The sequence below is a fragment of the Alteromonas sp. MmMcT2-5 genome (assembly GCF_022348315.1).
GTDB classification, from domain to species: domain Bacteria; phylum Pseudomonadota; class Gammaproteobacteria; order Enterobacterales; family Alteromonadaceae; genus Alteromonas; species Alteromonas macleodii.
In genome coordinates this window covers 42182-61020 of record NZ_JAKRFB010000028.1, presented here as the reverse complement: position 1 = coordinate 61020, position 18839 = coordinate 42182, and the positions used below count along the sequence as shown (strand labels likewise).

The following is an 18839-nucleotide window of genomic DNA, read 5'->3' as shown; positions in this document are numbered from 1 at the left end:
GATCTTTGCTGTGCACCGAAGATTAACAGACCCCATGTTCCTATACTTTTAGCCATTCAAGCTTGAGACTAGCGCCGCCTTAAGCACCGCGGAGTTAACAGGTTTGTGCAGCAGCTGAATGTCGGTGCCTTCAAGTTCATTCGCTAACGCTTTTGAGTGATTAGCGGTGCAAATCATAATGGGCATTGAAGGCGCGATTTTTCTTACGCGTTTCGCAATGTCTAAACCGGTTTCTTCTTCATCTAGGTGGTAATCGACAATAAGCATGTCGCACTCGTCAAAACTGCCATTATTTACAGCACTGCATTGTTCAAAACCTGAGAAAGTGTCTACTTCCATGTCCCAGTTTGCGAACAACGTTTGCATAGCAATGCGCATATTCGCATCGTTATCAATGTGCCATATATGCTTATCCAAAACGTAATCTGGTAACGATGGCTCCAAAGTATAAAGATAGTCTTGTTCCTGACTCGTATCACACACTTCGGTAATAGGAATGGTCACCGTGAAACATGCGCCTACGCCCTCTTTCGAGCGCACTCGAATATCGTGCTCTAGCAACTTACTCATTTTATCTACAATGTATAATCCCAGACCCAAACTGTAAGAGTAGTTAAAATCGTTTTCTAATCTGGAAAACTCTTTAAAAATAACTTTCTGATCGTCTTCGCTTATACCCACACCTTGATCATAGATGCTAATTTCTAGGTTCTCATTCACCTTTCGTGCTGCCAGTAACACCTTGCCGTTGGCACCGTATTTCATTGCATTTATTAGTAAATTTCGCAATATTCGAGAAAGTAAGTTCACGTCTGTCACCACGAAAGCTTCTTTCAAGCGATAGCGAAAATCTACACTGTAGTCTTTACTGATATGCGTAAACTCTTCGGCTAGCTGCATAAGTAACGGCAATACATTTTCTTGCTGCTTATCGGGCTGTAACACCCCAGCGTCCAGTTTGGATGTTTCAATAAGCGTGCGAATAAGGCCATGTAAATCAGACAGTGAATTATCGAGGGCGGTAACAATGGGGCTGGATGAACTATCCACTTGATCTTTCAATGTTTCGTTGAACAAGATGGCAGCGCTAAGGGGCTGCATAAGATCGTGGCTAATAGCAGCCAAAAATTTGCTCTTTGAATCAATCGCTTCTTGAAGGGCGATGTTGGCGTGATTGAGTTCACGGGTACGCTTTTCTACATTCGATTCTAATTGGTCTTTAGCCGCTTTAAGCTGGAGTTGGCTTTCTACCTGCTGCGACACGTCTGTTGCCAAGACAAAGTGCCCGGTGATATCGCCGGATTCATTGAAATGAGGCAAATAAACTTTCTGTAAAAAGCCAACGTCGCCATGAGCATTTTTTTCTTTGCTTTGAAAGCTCACAACTTCGCCTTGGTTAACACGGCGCAAGTACTGAATAAGATTGGGGTAAACCTCTTTCAGATGGCTTCGATCCATAGGCATATCATTAATGTCTTGCTCACTAACGCCATACCAATCGCGATAACCTTTATTGGTGTATTGAAACTTTTTATCGGTACCAATGTAAGCAATAAGCGCCGGTACATTATCGGTTATCATGCGGATCCAGCTTTCGTTTTGCTTCAGCGTTTCCGCGTAGTGATGCTGCGATGTAACATTGGTGAACGTGCACAGCGTATTGCCGTCGGGCAGTGTAGTGATGTTGCGTTCAACCACCAATTGCTCGTGTATAATCTGGGTACTTGGCCCCACCGGCTTTAAGTTGAGCCCGCTCCAGTGACGGTTATTTTGAAGGGCATAAATATTCTTACTGTTTACCAGTACGTGCTGGGGCACGTTTGACTGGGTCAAAAACGTGTTATTCCAAAACGCAATGCCACCTTCTTTATCAATGAGCAATATTCCAACATCAATATTATCGATAAGGCTTTGCAACAGCTTGTTTTTCTCTTTAATGACTTGCTCGTAGCGATTCGACTCAAGCAGTTTTACTTCAGTGATGTCGTTAAACAGAATAACGTTCCCGCCTTCTTGCGTGGGTCGATTGGTCAGCTGATACCATCGCCGGTTCGACAACTGATAGATCATCCTGCCTTCGACATCAGCAGGCAGGGCGCGGCGAATAACCCCGGAATGCTTGGCAGCTTGGGTGATATCGTAATAGTTATCGCCAATTTTAGGGGTAATGGAAAGGTCATCCCAAACAGTTTCAAAGTGCCGATTAAAGAAGATGATCCCGCCCAGTCTATCTAGCAACACCATCGCCTGATTAGTGCTTTCAATGGCGTCGTGTAAACGCTGTTTAACCTGATGGGTTTCTTCGTGAGCCCGCACTAGCTCGGCATTTGACTGCTCCAGCTTTTGCAGTACTGACTGCAGTTCTTCGGTTTTCTGACTCACTTTTTCAGAAAGTTGAACCGAATGTTCGAAGGCGCGGTAGCTGTGATGATTAAAACCGCCCTCTTCCATGCGATACATCAGCGCTGCGTTTATTTTTTCAAGCTTTTCGTTTTCACGCCGTTGCTCGTAAAGGGCCTTTTGGAGCGCTTCCACGTCGGTAAATTGATTATTGGGCTGCAAAATACACCCCCGTAAACGTTTGGTTCAAGTGAACCGAGTGAATATGCTCGCCATAGGCATTGAAGCCCGCGACATTGTACCTTTGCTGTAGCCGTCTTATTTCGTGGTCGTTTTTGCCTTGTTGAATTTCGAGCCTTCGCAAAAAGCAATCGCAAGCATAGACAAATTCGGGCTCGCCAAGCTGAGCGCGCAGTTTGTCTAGTTTACTTTCTAATGCTTCAATGCAGTCACCCAACTGAACAAACGTAAGAATAATGCCAATATCTACCGCGCAGTAAAAGGTAATGGCGTTAGTGGCCAAATCTACTTTTTGAATAGAGCGGATGAAATATTTGCCACCTACCATCACTGCAAGGGGAAACATGGAAAACACATCAGGCGTTAAGTCTTCAGCTTTCATTCCCAATAAACTGGCGTAATACTGCGCAGCAGGTTCACCGTTTATTTCATACACGGTTCGCGACTCAGGATCGGCGTGGGTGACCACCAGCTTCGATACGGGAGAGTTAATGTGATCAATGGAGAATACGGTGAAGGGCTTTCCCGTGCCAACAAGCAGCAGTACTGCTGCGTCTCGATGAAATTCACCGTTGTAAAACACATAGGTGGCTTCAAGCTTTAAATCGTCGCCAGCGCTACCACCTAAGTGTGGAATATTGCCAAATGCGGTCGCAAAGGTTTCTAGAAAATGTTCCTCATGGCGGGTAAGTCCATCGAGCACAGAAATAACGAAGTGCTGCTCTGTATCGTAACGACGCTCCCTCCCCTGTAAGGCTCGGCGCAAACCACTGGCAATATCGTGGGCTTCATCAAAGTTTACTTCGCCTAAATTAGGCACCAATGCTGTGGCAATAGAAAATTCGTTTTTCAAAAACGCGACGGCCAAGAGTTTTTCTGTTCCGTAGCCATTTTTATTAAATTCTCCAGCACTGGTGCAGCCAACAATATTCACGTGAGGAAAACGTGCGGAGATTTCCTTTGCTACGGTGTCTAAGTCAAACAGCGTGCTGGTATGAAAGAGTAATAGCTCTATTTCATCGCACTTAACGTTGGCTAAAATCTCATTGGCCACATCACGGCAGGCTTCTTTAGCACCGTATAAACTAGAATGGTTGTCATCGTTAACCTTGCTATTAGCAGGTTGACTAAGTGCGGACAGGATTGAGGTTTTTGACACGCGTTGGCACCTTTTTCTTTTTATATTTATCGATTTTGCACAAGTCAGGGTTATCTAACGTAACCACACACTCAAGGCACTGAATACATTCAGCATAGTCAATGCTGCCGTCTTGTTCTATAGCATCAATACCACATTTCTTTTGTTTGCACAGCTGACACGGATTACCACAGGCATCTTTACGTGTAAGCAATTTAACTAAAGGGAAACGCCCCAAAATGGCAAGCCCCGCTCCCAACGGACATAAATAGCGGCAGTACACTTTATGAATTTTTAAACTAAGTAGCAGCAATAAAACCGAATACAGTACAAAAGGCCAATATCGAACAAAGTGTAGGGTTATGGACGTTTTGAACGGCTCTATCTCAGCGAGCTTCTCTGCAAGGTTTAGCGAATAGAATGAGCACGCAACAAGCCCTATAAGCAACCCATATTTAATTTTTTGTGCCCGTTTGTGGTGCTGTGGCTTAATTCTAATTTGTTTTATCCTGAGCTTTTCAGCCAGTATTCCCATCATTTCCTGGAGTGCTCCGAAGGGGCAAAGCCAGCCGCAAAATAGTCCCCGCCCAACGATAAACAACGAGACAAATACAAAGCTCCACAAAATAAAAATGACCGGGTCGAGAAGATATACCTCTAAGGAAAATCCGTCGATAATATCCAGTAGCAGCGTGTATATGTTGACAACAGACAGTTGCCCTTGAGCGTAAAAGCCAATAAAAAACAGCACGAACACAAGGGAAAATGCCCGTACTGTATGCACAAACTTGGTGTAAGGCGTTAGCCTTTGCTGGAATGCAAAAAACAACGACAGCGCTACAAGATAAACAACGGTGGTGCTTATCGTTAAGGTTCTGTCCCTCCAAATTTTCTGCCACAACGGAATGGGCTTCGCTAACTGAGCCTCAGGATTTTCCATAAATAGTTCACTAGGCAGTGTCACTTTCAAAGGGAACAGATGCTCATCTTGCTCGAAGAAACTTGGCTTAAACGGCACACTAATCGCTATTTCCATTTCTTGGTCAAGTGACAGCCCACCTTTCGATTTTACTCGAAGTACTTTGATCTCGTTGTAGTCGGGCAATGCTTGTGAAAATGCGGGGTCATAGAAGCTATAAAAATCGATATCGCGGATAGCCGTGGGAAAACCGCCTTGAGATACCCGTAAATGCTCAGGTGTGGTTTGGGGAATAAACTCATCGCTGATAAAACTGAACCCTTTCGTATTCAGTACCATCAGTGCCATTTCACCCGGATTTAGATTTTCCTGTAACCGAGCAAATTCCTCTTCATCCAGCAGGTTTTTCCCCACAACAGGAAGACTTAAAAACGCATAGTAGTGTTCGGCAATGATGTCACCATCAAGAGCAAACTCGCTTTGAATATCGTCAACCGCCCGAACCACTTCTCTCGAAAGCCCTTCGGTATTTTGCTGAGTAATCTGGTGCTTTTGAATGTAGCCCTTGTCCACCAATTCGCTAAAAGTAAGAGGTTCGTAAAAGTCTGGATTGATAATATTGTTGCTAGGCGCAACAAAGCCATCGAGCTTAGCTCTGGCAACGGCTAATGCAGATGTCACGATGGTATCGTTGATAACCAGCACCGATACGGTGGCTTTCGTAACCCCATCAAAGTAGGTAGCGTCTTTGCCTACATTGCTTTTACCACCAATGATAAAACGTTCTTTGACACTGTGCCCTTGATATTGAGCAACGAAATCAAACATGGATTTCTCGCCAAGCCCGTGCAAAAAAATCGGCTCGCTATGCTGCTTGACGAAAAGATCGACCACATTGCCTTGCGTGTCTAGCCCAATCACTACATTAACCGGTTTGCCTGAAAAGCCTATGAAGTCGACAAAGTCATTCGACTCAAAAACATATCCGAGTAGTTGCTGAAGCTGATAGACCGGGGTTACCTTGATGTCAGTGTGCATCTCCCCCACGCGTGTAGCGTTGGGAAATATTTTGTAAATGTCTTGTGGAATGTCTGTCGCGTCAGACTGCGCCAACACATTGGTGCTGAGAAACAGCAAGAAAATGATTGAGGAAAATGCGATGCGCATAAAAGTAGCGGGCGGCGGTAGGCGCCGCCCTCAGGTTTACTTAGAAGAAACCAAGTGGGTTGATGTCGTAGCTTACCAATAGATTTTTTGTCTGCTGGTAGTGATCTAGCATCATCTTGTGGGTTTCGCGGCCAATGCCCGATTTCTTGTAGCCGCCAAACGCAGCGTGAGCTGGATACAAGTGATAACAGTTCGTCCACACGCGACCTGCTTCAATCGCTCGACCTACGCGGAATGCTACATTCGCATCGCGGCTCCATACACCAGCGCCAAGTCCGAAGCTTGTATTATTGGCAATCTCAATCGCCTCTTCTTCGGTTTTGAAGGTTTGAACAGCGATTACCGGACCAAAAATCTCTTCCTGGAACACACGCATGTGGTTTTCACCCTTCAAGATAGTCGGCTGAATGTAGTAGCCTCCATCAAAGCCAGGTAGCTGCTCTTTCTCACCACCAGTGACAACCTGAGCCCCTTCTGACTTACCGATATCGATGTATTTAAGGATCTTTTCGAACTGCTCATTAGATGCCTGTGCACCTACCATGGTGTCTGTGTCTAGTGGGTTGCCACGTTTGATCTTCTGAATTTTTTCCAACACTTTTTCCATGAATGCATCATAGATGTCTTCGTGAATAATCGCTCGAGAAGGACACGTACATACTTCACCTTGGTTGAAGTATCCAAGCACTAAACCTTCCGCACACTTATCAATAAATTCAGGCTCGTGATTCATGATGTCTGGGAAGAATAAGTTTGGCGACTTGCCGCCAAGCTCAACGGTAGATGGAATAAGGTTTTCAGCAGCACAGCGAAGGATATGTCCGCCAACAGGTGTAGAGCCAGTAAACGCAATTTTTGCGATTCTTGTGCTTGTTGCAAGAGCCTGTCCGGCTTCTGCCCCGAACCCGTTAACGATGTTTAGTACACCCGGTGGTAGTAGGTCTTGGATTAGTTCGGCGAACAATAAGATAGATACTGGCGTTTGTTCTGCTGGCTTTAGCACCACTACGTTACCGGTAACAAGTGCTGGCGCAAGTTTCCATGCAGCCATAAGTAGCGGGAAGTTCCATGGAATGATTTGCCCAACAACACCATAAGGTTCGTGGAAGTGATACGCCACCGTGTTTTTATCAATTTCACCGATGGTGCCTTCTTGGCTTCGAATACAGCCTGCGTAATAACGGAAGTGGTCTGCGCACAGCGGAATGTCTGCATTAAGCGTTTCGCGAACGGCTTTACCATTGTCCCATGTTTCCGCAACGGCAAGTAGCTCTAGGTTTTCTTCAATGCGATCGGCTATTTTCAGAAGAATGTTAGAACGCTCAGCTACTGACGTATCTGCCCAGCCCTTTTTCGCAGCGTGAGCGGCATCTAACGCAAGCTCAATGTCTTCAGATGTTGAGCGTGGGATTTGTGCGATGTCGCTGCCGTCTACTGGAGATGTTGCGGTGAAGTACTCACCTTTAACCGGTGCTACCCATTCGCCATTGATAAAATTACCGTAGCTTTCTTTGAAGCTTACGACCGAACCTTCACTACCTGGCTTTGCATAAATCATAAGAAGTACCTTTTGATAACTTTGCGCGTACCACGCGCACTAACTTGGTTTGTTGTGTAGTTTGATAATGGTACTTTTACGTTGTACCTACCATGATGCGATAGACCGATTTGACTCCTACTTTAGGAGGGGAAACCTATGGCTACTTCTCACTCTTCTCGACAAACGATACCGATTGAGACGCTGAAAGCTCTGCATCACCGATATAACCGTGTTTAGCCGCAATGGCTGAAAACTGCGAGGGCACCGCGTCAAGCTTTCGCTTAATGACGGTAAGTGCGTTAGAGACAGTCTTAGCCGATAGGCCCAACTCGTCAGCAACATCAAAGCGGGATTTATTCATCGCTATCGCAATAAATATCTCGAATTCACGTTTGGTTAATTTGGCAGCAATGTCCACATTAGTATCGAGAAGTTGATTGGCTAAATTTACCGCCAGGCCTCTCTCAATATACTTTTGCCCTTTTGCGACGACCTTAATTGCCGAGATCAATATTTCAGGCGAACTACTTTTACTGATGTACCCCATAGCACCGGTCTGCATGGCGCGGTGCAATATGACGCTGTCTTCGAACATACTGAAAAAGATAATTTTTAAATCTGGATGTCGCTTCAAAAAAATCTTGGCTAAAACAAGGCCACTTTCATTTGAAAGGTTTATGTCGAGGATTAAGATCTCAATGTCACTACTGGCTAATAAACGATGGGTTTGTGCACCGTTTTCAGCATCAAAAATACGGCAGTCGGGCATCATCGCATTAAGTAAAGCTTTGTAACCTTCACGCACCACAGCGTGGTCGTCGACGATAAGAATATTCATGCGACGTTAGCGCCCATAAGAGGAGGCATTTTTTTAAGGGTAAGGGACAGCGATACAGCAACGCCGCCATCATCGGGTGACGTCACACTGCAATTTGCTCCTATACAACGCGCTCGGCTGCGCATTGATGACATGCCAATGTTTTCCACGATGTGATTTCCCAGCCCCCTGCCGTTGTCTTTAACCATCACAGAGACCCGGTGAGTATCGCCATAAATTTGAATGCTAACCTTGGTGGCCTTCGCATGCTTAATCACGTTGTTAATGGCTTCTTGAGCAAATCGGTAAAGATGAATATCTCGCTCATTATCTTCTTGATAGCGCTTTAGATTAATTGACACGTCCCACTGCGTATCGGGCTGCGCTACTTCTTGTTCGTACACCAGTCGCTCAAGCGACGACTGAAGAGAGACTCTATCTAAAACAAGCGGATGAAGGTGAGCAGTGAGCTTTCTAATTGCATCGCTTATTTGATGTGACATCACTTGAACCTTCTGCGCCGACAGTTCAACAACAGATCGCTCTTTTGCGTTAACCAAAATATAAGCGTGGGCTTTTATCGTGGTCAGCAACTGCCCCACATTATCGTGAAGCTCTCTGGCAAGGTAATTTCGCTCTTGCTCTTGAAGAAGCGCTAATTGCTTATCTATTTTGATGAGCTGCTTTTCTTTTGATTTAAGTGCATTTTGTAGGTGCTTAAACTGGTCTAATACCCTGTTCATTTCGGTGATATCTGAATGTGGCAGGGGCTGTGATTCCTTGCCTTCTCGTAGCTCAGATAATGCGTCAGCGAGCTGATTTAGCGGCACTAACCTTTGCTTAACCGCCACTTTTAACGTAAACAGCAACAGCACAAAGGTTGCGAAAAACAGTCCCGCCACCAAGGCAAAAAAAGTGAGATTCTGGGTGAGTTCAGTAGCATCAAAAGGCGTAACGATAAGATACTGATTTTCCTGAATTGGAATGATAACAGGTGTGAGTGCAGTGCGTTCAGTTGTCGACATTACTGAAGTCTGTTCTGCCTGAAGGCGACCCGTGAAATAATGGGCGGATAAGTGAGGGCTAGGCTCAACAATCGCTTCGATATCAGCAACAGGGATATTGAGGTTGACCATTTCTCGCACTTGATTAAGCGCGCCCGTCATCTCTTCCTCAATGTTATCTTGTATGTGGAAGTAGACCAGACAGGTAAAAACCAAAAAGCAGCCAATGAATACGGCCACTATAGCTGTAGATATTTTCGTAAAACCTGACATAACCGCCCCCGCAAGCCTTTTATTACAGGGTTATGCTATACAGGCTACGTTAAAAAGCACATCCTGCAATAGGGGCGAATTCATCCTACCAAGGTAGGATGAATTCTGTTTTGAGCGATGTTTTATTTGGTAAGAACTTAGACAGTTTACACTTATCGGTAAGCCTGTTTCTCGGTGCTACTAACTTCCCAGTCGACTGCTGAATTGGCCTACTGCATCAACGACTTCTTTTGCACCGTATTGAATTTGTTCGATAACTTCACCCGCCTCTCTGGCGTAATTGAGCCCTGATTGCGCCTTTTCATCGCCTTCATTAACCAAGTTCACTGCGTCGGTGGCCAATGTCTGGTTGTGTTTAACCACATTGATGATTTCTTCTGTGGCTTCGGTTGTACGCGATGCTAATTGACGCACCTCGTCAGCAACCACAGCGAAACCTCGCCCCTGATCGCCAGCACGTGCCGCCTCAATCGCAGCATTTAGAGCAAGCAAGTTGGTTTGTTCGGCAATCGCACTGATACTTCCGATAATCGTGGCAATTTGTTGAGATTGAGCGTCCAACGCGTTAATTCCTTCTTTTGCCCTATCCATTTGTTGCGACAGCGAAGACATTTCAGAAAGCAGTTCGCTAATGACTTCCTTTCCTCGCGTGGCGATTTGATCCGTTGTGTTTGAAGAACGGTAGGCGATATCAGCGGCACTGGACACGGCATTTTCTCGTGCCACCTGCTCAGTAATATCAGTAGCCAGCTTAACCACTTTATACATACGACCGTGAGAATCACAAATCGGGTTATAGGTGGCTTCCAGCCAAATAGTGTTGCCGTGAGCATCGAAACGTTCGAATCTTCCTGCGACGAATTCCCCCTGAGTAAGTCGTTCCCAAAACGTTTTATATTCGCGGGAATTCGCATACTCCGTATCACAGAAGATTCTATGATGCTGACCTTTAATGTCATTAAGGCGGTACTTAACGGCTTTCAGGAAAGCTTCGTTTGCGTCCTGAATATTTCCGTTTAAATCGAATTCAATCACCGCATTTGACTTGTGTAATGCGGCCACCAAATCTTCGTGCTCTTTCGAGTTGGCTATAGTGCGCGTGAGGTCGTTGAGGTTGACTGAGAATTTGTGAATATTCCCTTTTCCGTCAAAAATAGGTTCAACTACGCCCCTTAACCACGCTTCTTCACCATTTTCACGAAGAAACTCAATCGCCCCCCAGTAATGAACACGCTGCTCGATAGAATCTTTTAGCTTTTTAAAATGAGGCGTGCTTCTGGCAATCTCGGGAACAAATTCAAAGAAGCGATGCCCTTTCACTTGAGAGAGTGAGTAACCCAGCTCTTTCTCGAACACCTCGTTGACGGCTTCAATTTCACCACGCTCATTAAGATTGAGAAAGATCATTTCTTCGCGCAAGCCATCTCGCACTTGCTTGAGTATATGTAGCTCCTCGCGAAGCGCTTCGTTTTCTTTCACTAAGTTTTTATTGAACATAGGGCCTGCCCTGACAGAGAATTACAGTACTATGCCGTTTATCGGCAGTAACTAACCTTGCCTTAACGATAATTTGATTAATCTACACAAGGTTTAGCAAACGGTTCGCTAGACAATGTCTTTTTAACTAGGGCCTAATTTATTAAAGCCTAGACCACATTCAGCCACTTGTATTAATGCGTGGCGAGTTTTTCGACGCTGCTACGCTATTTTTTACATATTTACCCTGCAAAAGACAGCAGATAAACGTCTAATTTTTTAGTCGAGAAATTTTGAATGGTATTGCGTAACTTTATCTGTAAGCCATTTTGTAAATACCTGAAAGCGTGCTTGAGAATGAGTTTCTTTGTGTGTGGCCAGCCAGAATGTACGCTTAATGTGAATCTCGTTTTCAATGAGTCGAACTAAGCCTGGCTGAGTTTCAGCCATAAATTTAGGTAAAATGCCTACCCCTGCGCCATTTACAAGCATTTGATATTGCGCATTAATACTGGTGCTGCGAAGCGCACTTAACTGTGACAAAGCAGTCTCTTCAATGAACTTTAATTGAGGAGCGTAAACCAAATCGGGCACGTAACTCACTAAATTGAAGGCGGTGAGCTCTTGTAATGTTCGTGGTTCGTTGTCGCTGATAAGGGACTGGTGGGTATAAAGATAGAGGTTATAGTCAGTTAATTTTTGTGTAACCAGCAAGCCTTTACTGGGCTTTTCTAACAAGATAGCCATATCGGCTTCTCGTTTGTTCAGGTTTAAAAAGCCGCTGGTTGCCACAAGCTCAATACTGATCCCCGGATACTGCTTTTTAAAATCGGGTAGTAAAGGCGCTAAAAACCAGCTACCGAAACCTTCAGAAACACTCACTCTGATCGTACCTGCCAAATGCGAGCGTTCATCACCTAATTCATTTTGTGCCTCTAGAAAGTAATGCTCTGCTTTTTCAATATACGTAACTAACTCACTGCCATGGGTGGTAAGCACATACCCCTTTTTAGTTAGCTCGAACAACTTGCAATTTAATGAGTCCTCCAGTTTTTTTACACGACGAATTAATGTCGTAGGGTCTACCTTCAAGCCTTTAGCTGCAATAGATACACGACCATTTCTTGCCAAACCAAGAAACAAACGCATGTCGTCCCAATTCACTTAAACACCTGCATTTTTACAGCACCATACTGCAAGTATATGTATTGTCTTTGCAAACACAAGGTTTCAATATTGTTAAAAATCACAGGAGCTATGTCATGAGAAAGATTGTTCACTTTATTGCAGGTAAAGATTTTGAGGATAGCAGCGAAAATACCGCGTCGGTATTTGCGCCCAACACAGGTGAAGTTCAGGCTGAAGTAAGCTTGGCTAACACTTCAACTTTGGCCTATGCAATTGAAACAGCCCAAGCTGCACAGGTTGAGTGGGCAGCAACAAATCCTCAACGACGCGCTCGTGTTATGTTCAAGTTTAAAGAGTTGGTTGAAGCAAACCGCGATCGCTTAGCAGCACTATTATCAAGCGAGCACGGTAAAGTGTTGGTTGATGCGCAAGGTGATATTCAGCGTGGCCTTGAAGTTATCGAGTTTGCCTGTGGAATCCCTCATGCACAAAAAGGTGAATATACCGAAGGCGCAGGCCCAGGAATCGATGTGTACTCCATGCGCCAAGCACTTGGTGTAGTGGCAGGTATTACGCCATTTAACTTCCCGGCCATGATCCCAATGTGGATGTTCGGTGTGGCAATTGCCTGCGGTAACGCGTTCATTTTAAAGCCATCAGAGCGCGATCCGTCAGTACCTGTTGAACTGGCAAAGCTTATGATTGAAGCAGGCCTTCCTGCAGGTGTACTTAACGTTGTACACGGTAACAAAGAAGTGGTTGATGGTATTTTAGATCATCAAACTATTAAGGCGGTGAGCTTTGTAGGCTCTTCTGATATCGCTAATTACGTGTACGAGCGTGGCGCTCGTGCAGGTAAGCGCGTTCAAGCTATGGGCGGCGCGAAAAACCACGGCATTGTAATGCCTGATGCAGATCTAGATCAGGTGGTAACCGACTTAGTTGGTGCTGCATACGGCAGTGCCGGTGAACGCTGTATGGCGCTACCGGTTGTCGTTCCAGTGGGCGATGAAACCGCAGAGAAACTGAAAGCCAAGCTTATTCCGGCTATTAAAGACATTATGGTAAGTCATAGTGAAGATCCTAACGCTCATTATGGCCCTGTGGTTACTGCTGCTCACAAAGAGCGCGTTGAAGGCTATATCGACCTTTGCATAGAAGAAGGTGCAGAGCTTGTTTACGACGGCAGAACCAGTCAGATCCCAGACGACAGTCAAGGCTACTTCATCGGCCCAACGTTCTTCGACCACGTGACCAAAGACATGCGCTCATACCAAGAGGAGATTTTTGGTCCAGTGCTGCAAATGGTGCGCGCGAAAGATTTCAACGAAGCGGTTAACTTAGCAAGTGATCATCAATACGGTAACGGTGTTGCTATGTACACCCGTAACGGCCATGCGGCGCGCGAATTTGCGCAACGTGTAAACGTGGGCATGGTAGGGATTAATGTACCTATTCCAGTGCCAGTTGCTTACCACACTTTTGGGGGCTGGAAGCGCTCTGCATTTGGTGATACCAACCAGCACGGTATGGAAGGGGTGAAATTCTGGACCAAGGTTAAGACCATTACGCAGCGCTGGCCTGATGGCTCAGATACGAACGACAACGCCTTTGTTATTCCAACCATGGGCTAAGTGAGGAGACTATTATGACCACAGTTGCATTTATTGGCCTAGGTAATATGGGCTCAGGGATGGCAGATAACCTGGTTAAGAACGATTACAACGTATTGGCTTTTGACTTAAGCGAAGCGGCACTGGCCAAAGCCAAAGAAGCAGGCTGCACTATTGCGCAAAGTACCGAGCAAGCTGCTGCTGAGGCCGACATCGTTATTACTATGTTACCAGCAGGCAAGCACGTAAAAGATATCTATTCAAATCAGATCTTGGCTTCTGTCCGCGAAGGCACCTTGCTTATTGATTGCTCCACCATCGACGTAGAAACGGCGAAGAGTGTGTCAGAATTAGCTGAGAAAAAAGGCCTTAAAATGCTGGATGCGCCAGTTTCTGGTGGTGTTGCAGCAGCTGCCGGCGGCACACTTACGTTTATGGTGGGTGGCGACGCTGATGCCTTTGACAAAGCCCATGGTGTACTTAGCGCAATGGGCAAAAAAATCGTTCATGCGGGCGGCCATGGTGCGGGACAAGCAGCAAAGATTTGTAACAACATGTTACTTGGCGCGACCATGATTGCGACGTGTGAAAGCTTCCAGCTGGCACAAAAACTAGGCTTAGATGCGCAAGTGTTCTTCGATATCGCGTCAAATGCCTCGGGACAGACATGGTCAATGACCACCTACTGCCCTGTAAAAGGTGTGGGGCCACAAAGCCCTGCTGATAACGATTTTGCTGGCGGTTTCGCTTCTGCGCTTATGCTCAAAGACTTGGGGCTGGCCATGCAGGGCGCGAAGGGCGTCAACGCGCAAGTACCTATGGGTGAGCTTGCTGCAAAGTGGTTTGAAATGCATTGCGAAGAAGGCAATGCAGGGATGGATTTCTCTTCAATAATCAACCGATTAGCGTAAGAGAAAACCAACAGTTCTCCGACGGCTACTTTCCCTCAGAAGAGGTGGCCTTCTTACTGAGCGAGTAAAGAATTTTACTCGCTCTTTTTTTATCATTTCCCTACCTATCTCGCTTGTTTTTGCGCTGTTGTTACCTCGCAAGCTCTCTTATTAAGTGGAATTGTTCCTTTGTTATTTGGTGTTCCCTTTTCATCATCCAGAAGCCATTTTTAGGTGGCTTATTCGTTCTCACTCACATGGTCAAAACGAGCCAATTCGGCGTTCGGTCTACATCTTGCAATCCCGTATTTAGCCTAAGAAATTTACACTGCATTAAAGGGCTAAATTTTATACACCCTTATGCAAAGCGATACTTTTATAACCGTGAAAATATTATACGTTTTAATGACTTACTTAATTCACTAAGCAATTTCACTAAACACATTGGTTCTCTTTATCGCTCACTTAGAGCGCGCTTTGAGAAACAGAGTGTCGCTAATTTCTAACGTTCAATTTCCTAAATTCAGTAAGTAAAAATAAAAGGAACACACTATGAAAAAGCGTATTGTTGCCGCTTCGACGGCAATTGTAGCTATTGGTTGTATTTTCGCCTTTATCGATACAGCCCCCTCGGGCAAAAAAGAGGTAGCAGCGGCGAATGCTGAGACAAAACCTGCTGGTAAAGAAAGCGCTATTGAAAGGCAACGAAACGGCAAAGTGTTATCGACCGGTGTCGATAACTTCAAACCCAAAAATGAAGCCGAGCTAAAAGCTCAGGCTACAACTACTACTAACGGTAAATCAGAGAAAGACACCATCGTCTGGACAACATCAGAAGATGGCAAAAAGGTACTTGAAGCAGAAGGCTATATTCCCGCTGACGTAACCGATGAAGCTTACATTGAGCTTGATCGTGAAGAATTAATGACGGTAGAAGTTGGCGAGTATCTCGATTTATACATCCCACAGTTTGGTGGCAGTTACACCGGTGAAGTTGACCACGTTATCACTCACCCAAACGGCGATCGTACCGTAGAGGCCCACATCCCAGGTGCAGGCTCTCTCTACGCCGCCGTTATAACGCTTGGCGAAAACGCCACCTACGGAAACTTAGCCACGCCTCGCGACGTGTTTGTGCTTGAAGGCAATGATAAATACGCGTGGATCGCACCAAAGTCTTCAATGATGCAAAACCACATCGAACGTGAACCCGACAGCGAACGCCCGCTTAGCGACGACAACGCTGAAGAAGTCTTCGATCTCGGCCAAAACTAATCCCCTAGTGCCTGTTGAGCTTCACAGGAAATTCAACAAGCTCAAATAAAACAACAAGAAGGAAATAAAAATGAAACACACATTTAAGTGTTTAACGGCAATGGCAGTTTCACTGCTTTGTGCAACATCAGTAACAGCAGCCACCATCGATGTAATGGTGCTTTACACCCAACCTGCTGCAAATAATGTGTCTAATATCGACACTAAAATCAACCAATACATCTCACACGCCAACCGTGTTTATCAAAATAATGCGGTAGATCTACAGTTGCGTTTAGTAGGCGCTCAGTCTTCTGCTGCTACATCTAGCGACCTTCAACCTACCGAAAGTGCGCTAGACTTGTTAACTGATAGCAGTGGTGTGCAAAACGCACGATCTTCAAACGGCGCAGACATGGTTGTGCTTTTAGGTAATCGTGAAAACATTTATGAAGGCGGTCAGCTAGTGGGTTACGTGTGCGGCATTGGCTGGGTAGGTCAAGGCAACAACGGTACACTGTACTCTAGCTCGCAAAGCCGCATGTACAGCATCAGCGCCGTTGATTGCGGTCTGTCCACATTTGTTCATGAACTCGGTCACAACATGGGCTTAGGCCACTCTGTTCGCCAAGGTTCAGTAGGCGGTGTATATGATGATGGTATCGGTCACGGCGTTGATAATAACTTCTCAACTATCATGGCCTATCCTCAGGCGTTCGGTAGTGCCACCCAGCTAGACTATTTCTCTGACCCTTACTGGTCAGGCTGTAATGGCCAAGCCTGTGGCGTTGAAAACGAATCTAATGCTTACCGCGCAGTAAATGCGGTTATTAACCAAATTGCTAACTACTTCTAAGTAAGTAATTAATTAGGGGATAAATAAGGGAAAGCAGCCTTGCTTTCCCTTCTACCTAACCCCCTGCGGATTGTTTACTCTTTAGGCTGCGTCAACATGTCATCATACGCATCCATTTCCCAAGGCAGTTCGCCTGGGCTGGTATCGAGGAAGTGCAGATAACTTTCGAACTGATCTAAGATGTCCTTAGTAATACTCTCTTTGTCATATCCGTAAATATCGTAAGCTTGCCCTCCGCGGCGAAGGAACACTTCAGCGCGAAAATATTTTTCCGACTCGTCTTCTTCTGAACGCAGCTCTGCGTAGCTAAACCCTGGCACTAAATATTCAGTCATACGAATATCGTAGATAAAGTCCATGTGATCGTGACGCTCAACAGTGAAGGTGGCCCTTCCCGTTTCCTCATCAAGCTTAACAAACGCCTCCCACTCTCGCGCTTTCAAAGCAGCCTGTACGTCTTTCATCGCTGCAATCACAGTTTTATCAATAAACTCATGCACCTCATTTCGGCTTGGGTAATCTACCATTGCTGCCAGTCGGCCTTTTAGGCTAGTCGAGCGACCGTGGTTTCTATTAAGCGTATTCGCCTTCAAACTGTTGTTTCGGTAGCCTTCAATGACTAGCGCACGCCATAGACCTGCTGCAGACGCTAGCATAATGAAGGCGAATGGTAAGGCGCTCGCAATGGTCATCGTTTGCAGGGCATTCAGCCCGCCAGCCAACAGCAACACTGCAGCAACGGTTCCTTCCAGACACGCCCAGAAGATACGCTGCCAAACCGGGCTTTCTTCTTTACCACCAGAAGCAAGAGAATCGATAACCAGCGACCCAGAATCTGATGACGTCACGAAGAACGTGATGATCAATAACACGGTCAAGCCTGACATGATTGACGCGCCAGGTAGCAAGTCATAGAGCTTAAATAAGGCAACAGCTTCGTTTTCCTGCACATCGCTAATGAGTGTAGTAACACCTTGGTTCATAATGGCATTTAGCGCGGTGTCGCCAAACACGGAAAACCAAAGGAAGGTGAACATGGTAGGTACAAGCATTACACCAAAAACAAACTGCCTAATGGTTCTACCTCGACTTATTTTGGCGATAAACATGCCTACAAACGGCGCCCAAGCGATGGTCCAGCCAAAAATAAACAGCGTCCAGTTCCCAATCCAATCGCTACGACTATAGGCCTGAAGATTAAAGGTGCGCTCAATGATGCCGTTGATATAACTTCCCGTGTTCTGTAAAAAGGTTTCTAAAATATGTACCGTTTCTCCGAAGATAAAAACGATACTCATAAGCGATACAGCCAGAACCATATTAAGAATTGATAGCCTTTTAATGCCCTTATCCATGCCCGCGACAACCGATATTGTTGCGGCAATGGTTACGATCGCAATGGTGCCTACCTGCACCATGATATCAATGGGGATATCGCCGGAAAGATAGTTAAGCCCTGCATTAATCTGTGTAACGGATAGCCCGAGCGTAGTGGCGATACCAAATAGTGTACCGAGAATGGCAAATACATCTACCGCGTGACCTATAGGGCCATAAATTTTATCCCCTATCAGTGGATACAAAGCTGAACGTATAGACAAGGGCAAGCCATGTCGAAAAGCAAAATAGGCAAGAACCAAACCGACTAGCCCGTAGATCGCCCAGATGTGAAAACCCCAATGAAAAAATGCGATTTGCATGGCTTGTTTCGCCGCATCAACAGTTTCAGCTGCTCCTGCAGGCGGTGAAGAATAGTGTAGAACAGGCTCTGCTACGCCAAAGTAGAGCAGCGCTACGCCGTAGCCTGCTGAGAACAACATAGAAAACCATTCGGGAAAGCTATATTGAGGCTCTGCATGATCGGGCCCCAACTTTATGTTTCCCCAGCTAGATGATGCTACCGATACAATGAATACCAAAAAAATAGCGACCGACAACATGTAAAACCAACCAAAGGTTTCTGTAATCCATGCCAATGTACTGTCGAAGGCCTCACCGGCAAGTTCGGGGTCGCTGATGGTTCCGATCACCAGAAGCAAAATAATGACGACGGCGGGGAGAAATACAGGAAGAAGAATGGTGGAGTTGTTTACTTGGCCTTTCATAGCAAATCCCTTTTCACTGACAGGAAAGTTGAAACCCTGCGAAAACTTAAAAGCTGTTTTTTTCTACTAGTGAGGATTT

The 18839-nt window shown here is 45.6% G+C and carries 13 protein-coding genes; 4 read left to right on the top strand and 9 right to left on the bottom strand.

Annotation, left to right across the window (positions count from 1 at the left end):
* Positions 1–48 precede the first annotated feature (48 nt).
* From MHN09_RS12950 to MHN09_RS12915, 8 genes are all read right to left on the bottom strand, one after another.
* Complete coding sequence (locus tag MHN09_RS12950; protein ID WP_239241025.1) at positions 49–2562, bottom strand: ATP-binding protein; 2514 nt, start codon at positions 2560–2562, stop codon at positions 49–51.
* Positions 2549–3739, bottom strand: a complete 1191-nt coding sequence (gene nosP, locus MHN09_RS12945) for a nitric oxide-sensing protein NosP (protein WP_014980253.1) — start codon at positions 3737–3739, stop codon at positions 2549–2551. The genes MHN09_RS12950 and nosP overlap by 14 nt, the downstream gene beginning before the upstream one ends.
* Positions 3708–5804, bottom strand: a complete 2097-nt coding sequence (locus MHN09_RS12940; protein ID WP_239241023.1) for a 4Fe-4S binding protein — start codon at positions 5802–5804, stop codon at positions 3708–3710. The genes nosP and MHN09_RS12940 overlap by 32 nt, the downstream gene beginning before the upstream one ends.
* Before the next feature lie 40 nt (positions 5805–5844).
* Complete coding sequence (locus MHN09_RS12935; protein ID WP_014950684.1) at positions 5845–7362, bottom strand: aldehyde dehydrogenase family protein; 1518 nt, start codon at positions 7360–7362, stop codon at positions 5845–5847.
* A gap of 142 nt (positions 7363–7504) precedes the next feature.
* Complete coding sequence (locus MHN09_RS12930; protein ID WP_049588819.1) at positions 7505–8182, bottom strand: response regulator transcription factor; 678 nt, start codon at positions 8180–8182, stop codon at positions 7505–7507.
* Complete coding sequence (locus MHN09_RS12925; RefSeq protein WP_061486528.1) at positions 8179–9438, bottom strand: histidine kinase; 1260 nt, start codon at positions 9436–9438, stop codon at positions 8179–8181. The genes MHN09_RS12930 and MHN09_RS12925 overlap by 4 nt, the downstream gene beginning before the upstream one ends.
* A 180-nt stretch (positions 9439–9618) precedes the next feature.
* On the bottom strand, positions 9619–10935 hold the full coding sequence (locus MHN09_RS12920; RefSeq protein WP_168463007.1) for a PAS domain-containing methyl-accepting chemotaxis protein: 1317 nt from the start codon (positions 10933–10935) through the stop codon (positions 9619–9621).
* 258 nt (positions 10936–11193) lie between these two features.
* Positions 11194–12078: a LysR family transcriptional regulator gene (locus MHN09_RS12915; RefSeq protein ID WP_239241021.1), complete on the bottom strand. Its 885-nt coding sequence runs from the start codon at positions 12076–12078 to the stop codon at positions 11194–11196.
* A 98-nt stretch (positions 12079–12176) separates the two neighbouring features.
* Between MHN09_RS12915 and MHN09_RS12910 the strand changes: the two genes are divergently transcribed.
* The 4 genes from MHN09_RS12910 to MHN09_RS12895 all read left to right on the top strand — a co-directional run bounded on the left by MHN09_RS12910 (position 12177) and on the right by MHN09_RS12895 (position 16655).
* On the top strand, positions 12177–13676 hold the full coding sequence (locus MHN09_RS12910) for a CoA-acylating methylmalonate-semialdehyde dehydrogenase (protein ID WP_020744244.1): 1500 nt from the start codon (positions 12177–12179) through the stop codon (positions 13674–13676).
* A gap of 14 nt (positions 13677–13690) precedes the next feature.
* Positions 13691–14566 (top strand): 3-hydroxyisobutyrate dehydrogenase, encoded by an 876-nt coding sequence (gene mmsB, locus MHN09_RS12905; RefSeq protein WP_014950690.1) that lies wholly within the window; start codon positions 13691–13693, stop codon positions 14564–14566.
* A gap of 531 nt (positions 14567–15097) precedes the next feature.
* On the top strand, positions 15098–15820 hold the full coding sequence (locus tag MHN09_RS12900) for a hypothetical protein (RefSeq protein WP_168463008.1): 723 nt from the start codon (positions 15098–15100) through the stop codon (positions 15818–15820).
* 70 nt (positions 15821–15890) lie between these two features.
* Entirely contained in the window at positions 15891–16655 is a 765-nt protein-coding gene (locus tag MHN09_RS12895) for a zinc-dependent metalloprotease family protein (RefSeq protein WP_110288103.1), read from the top strand.
* Positions 16656–16729: 74 nt separating this feature from the next.
* On the opposite strand, the gene MHN09_RS12890 is transcribed toward MHN09_RS12895, so the two are convergent.
* Positions 16730–18760, bottom strand: a complete 2031-nt coding sequence (locus MHN09_RS12890; protein WP_168463009.1) for a BCCT family transporter — start codon at positions 18758–18760, stop codon at positions 16730–16732.
* Between the last annotated feature and the right edge of the window lie 79 nt (positions 18761–18839).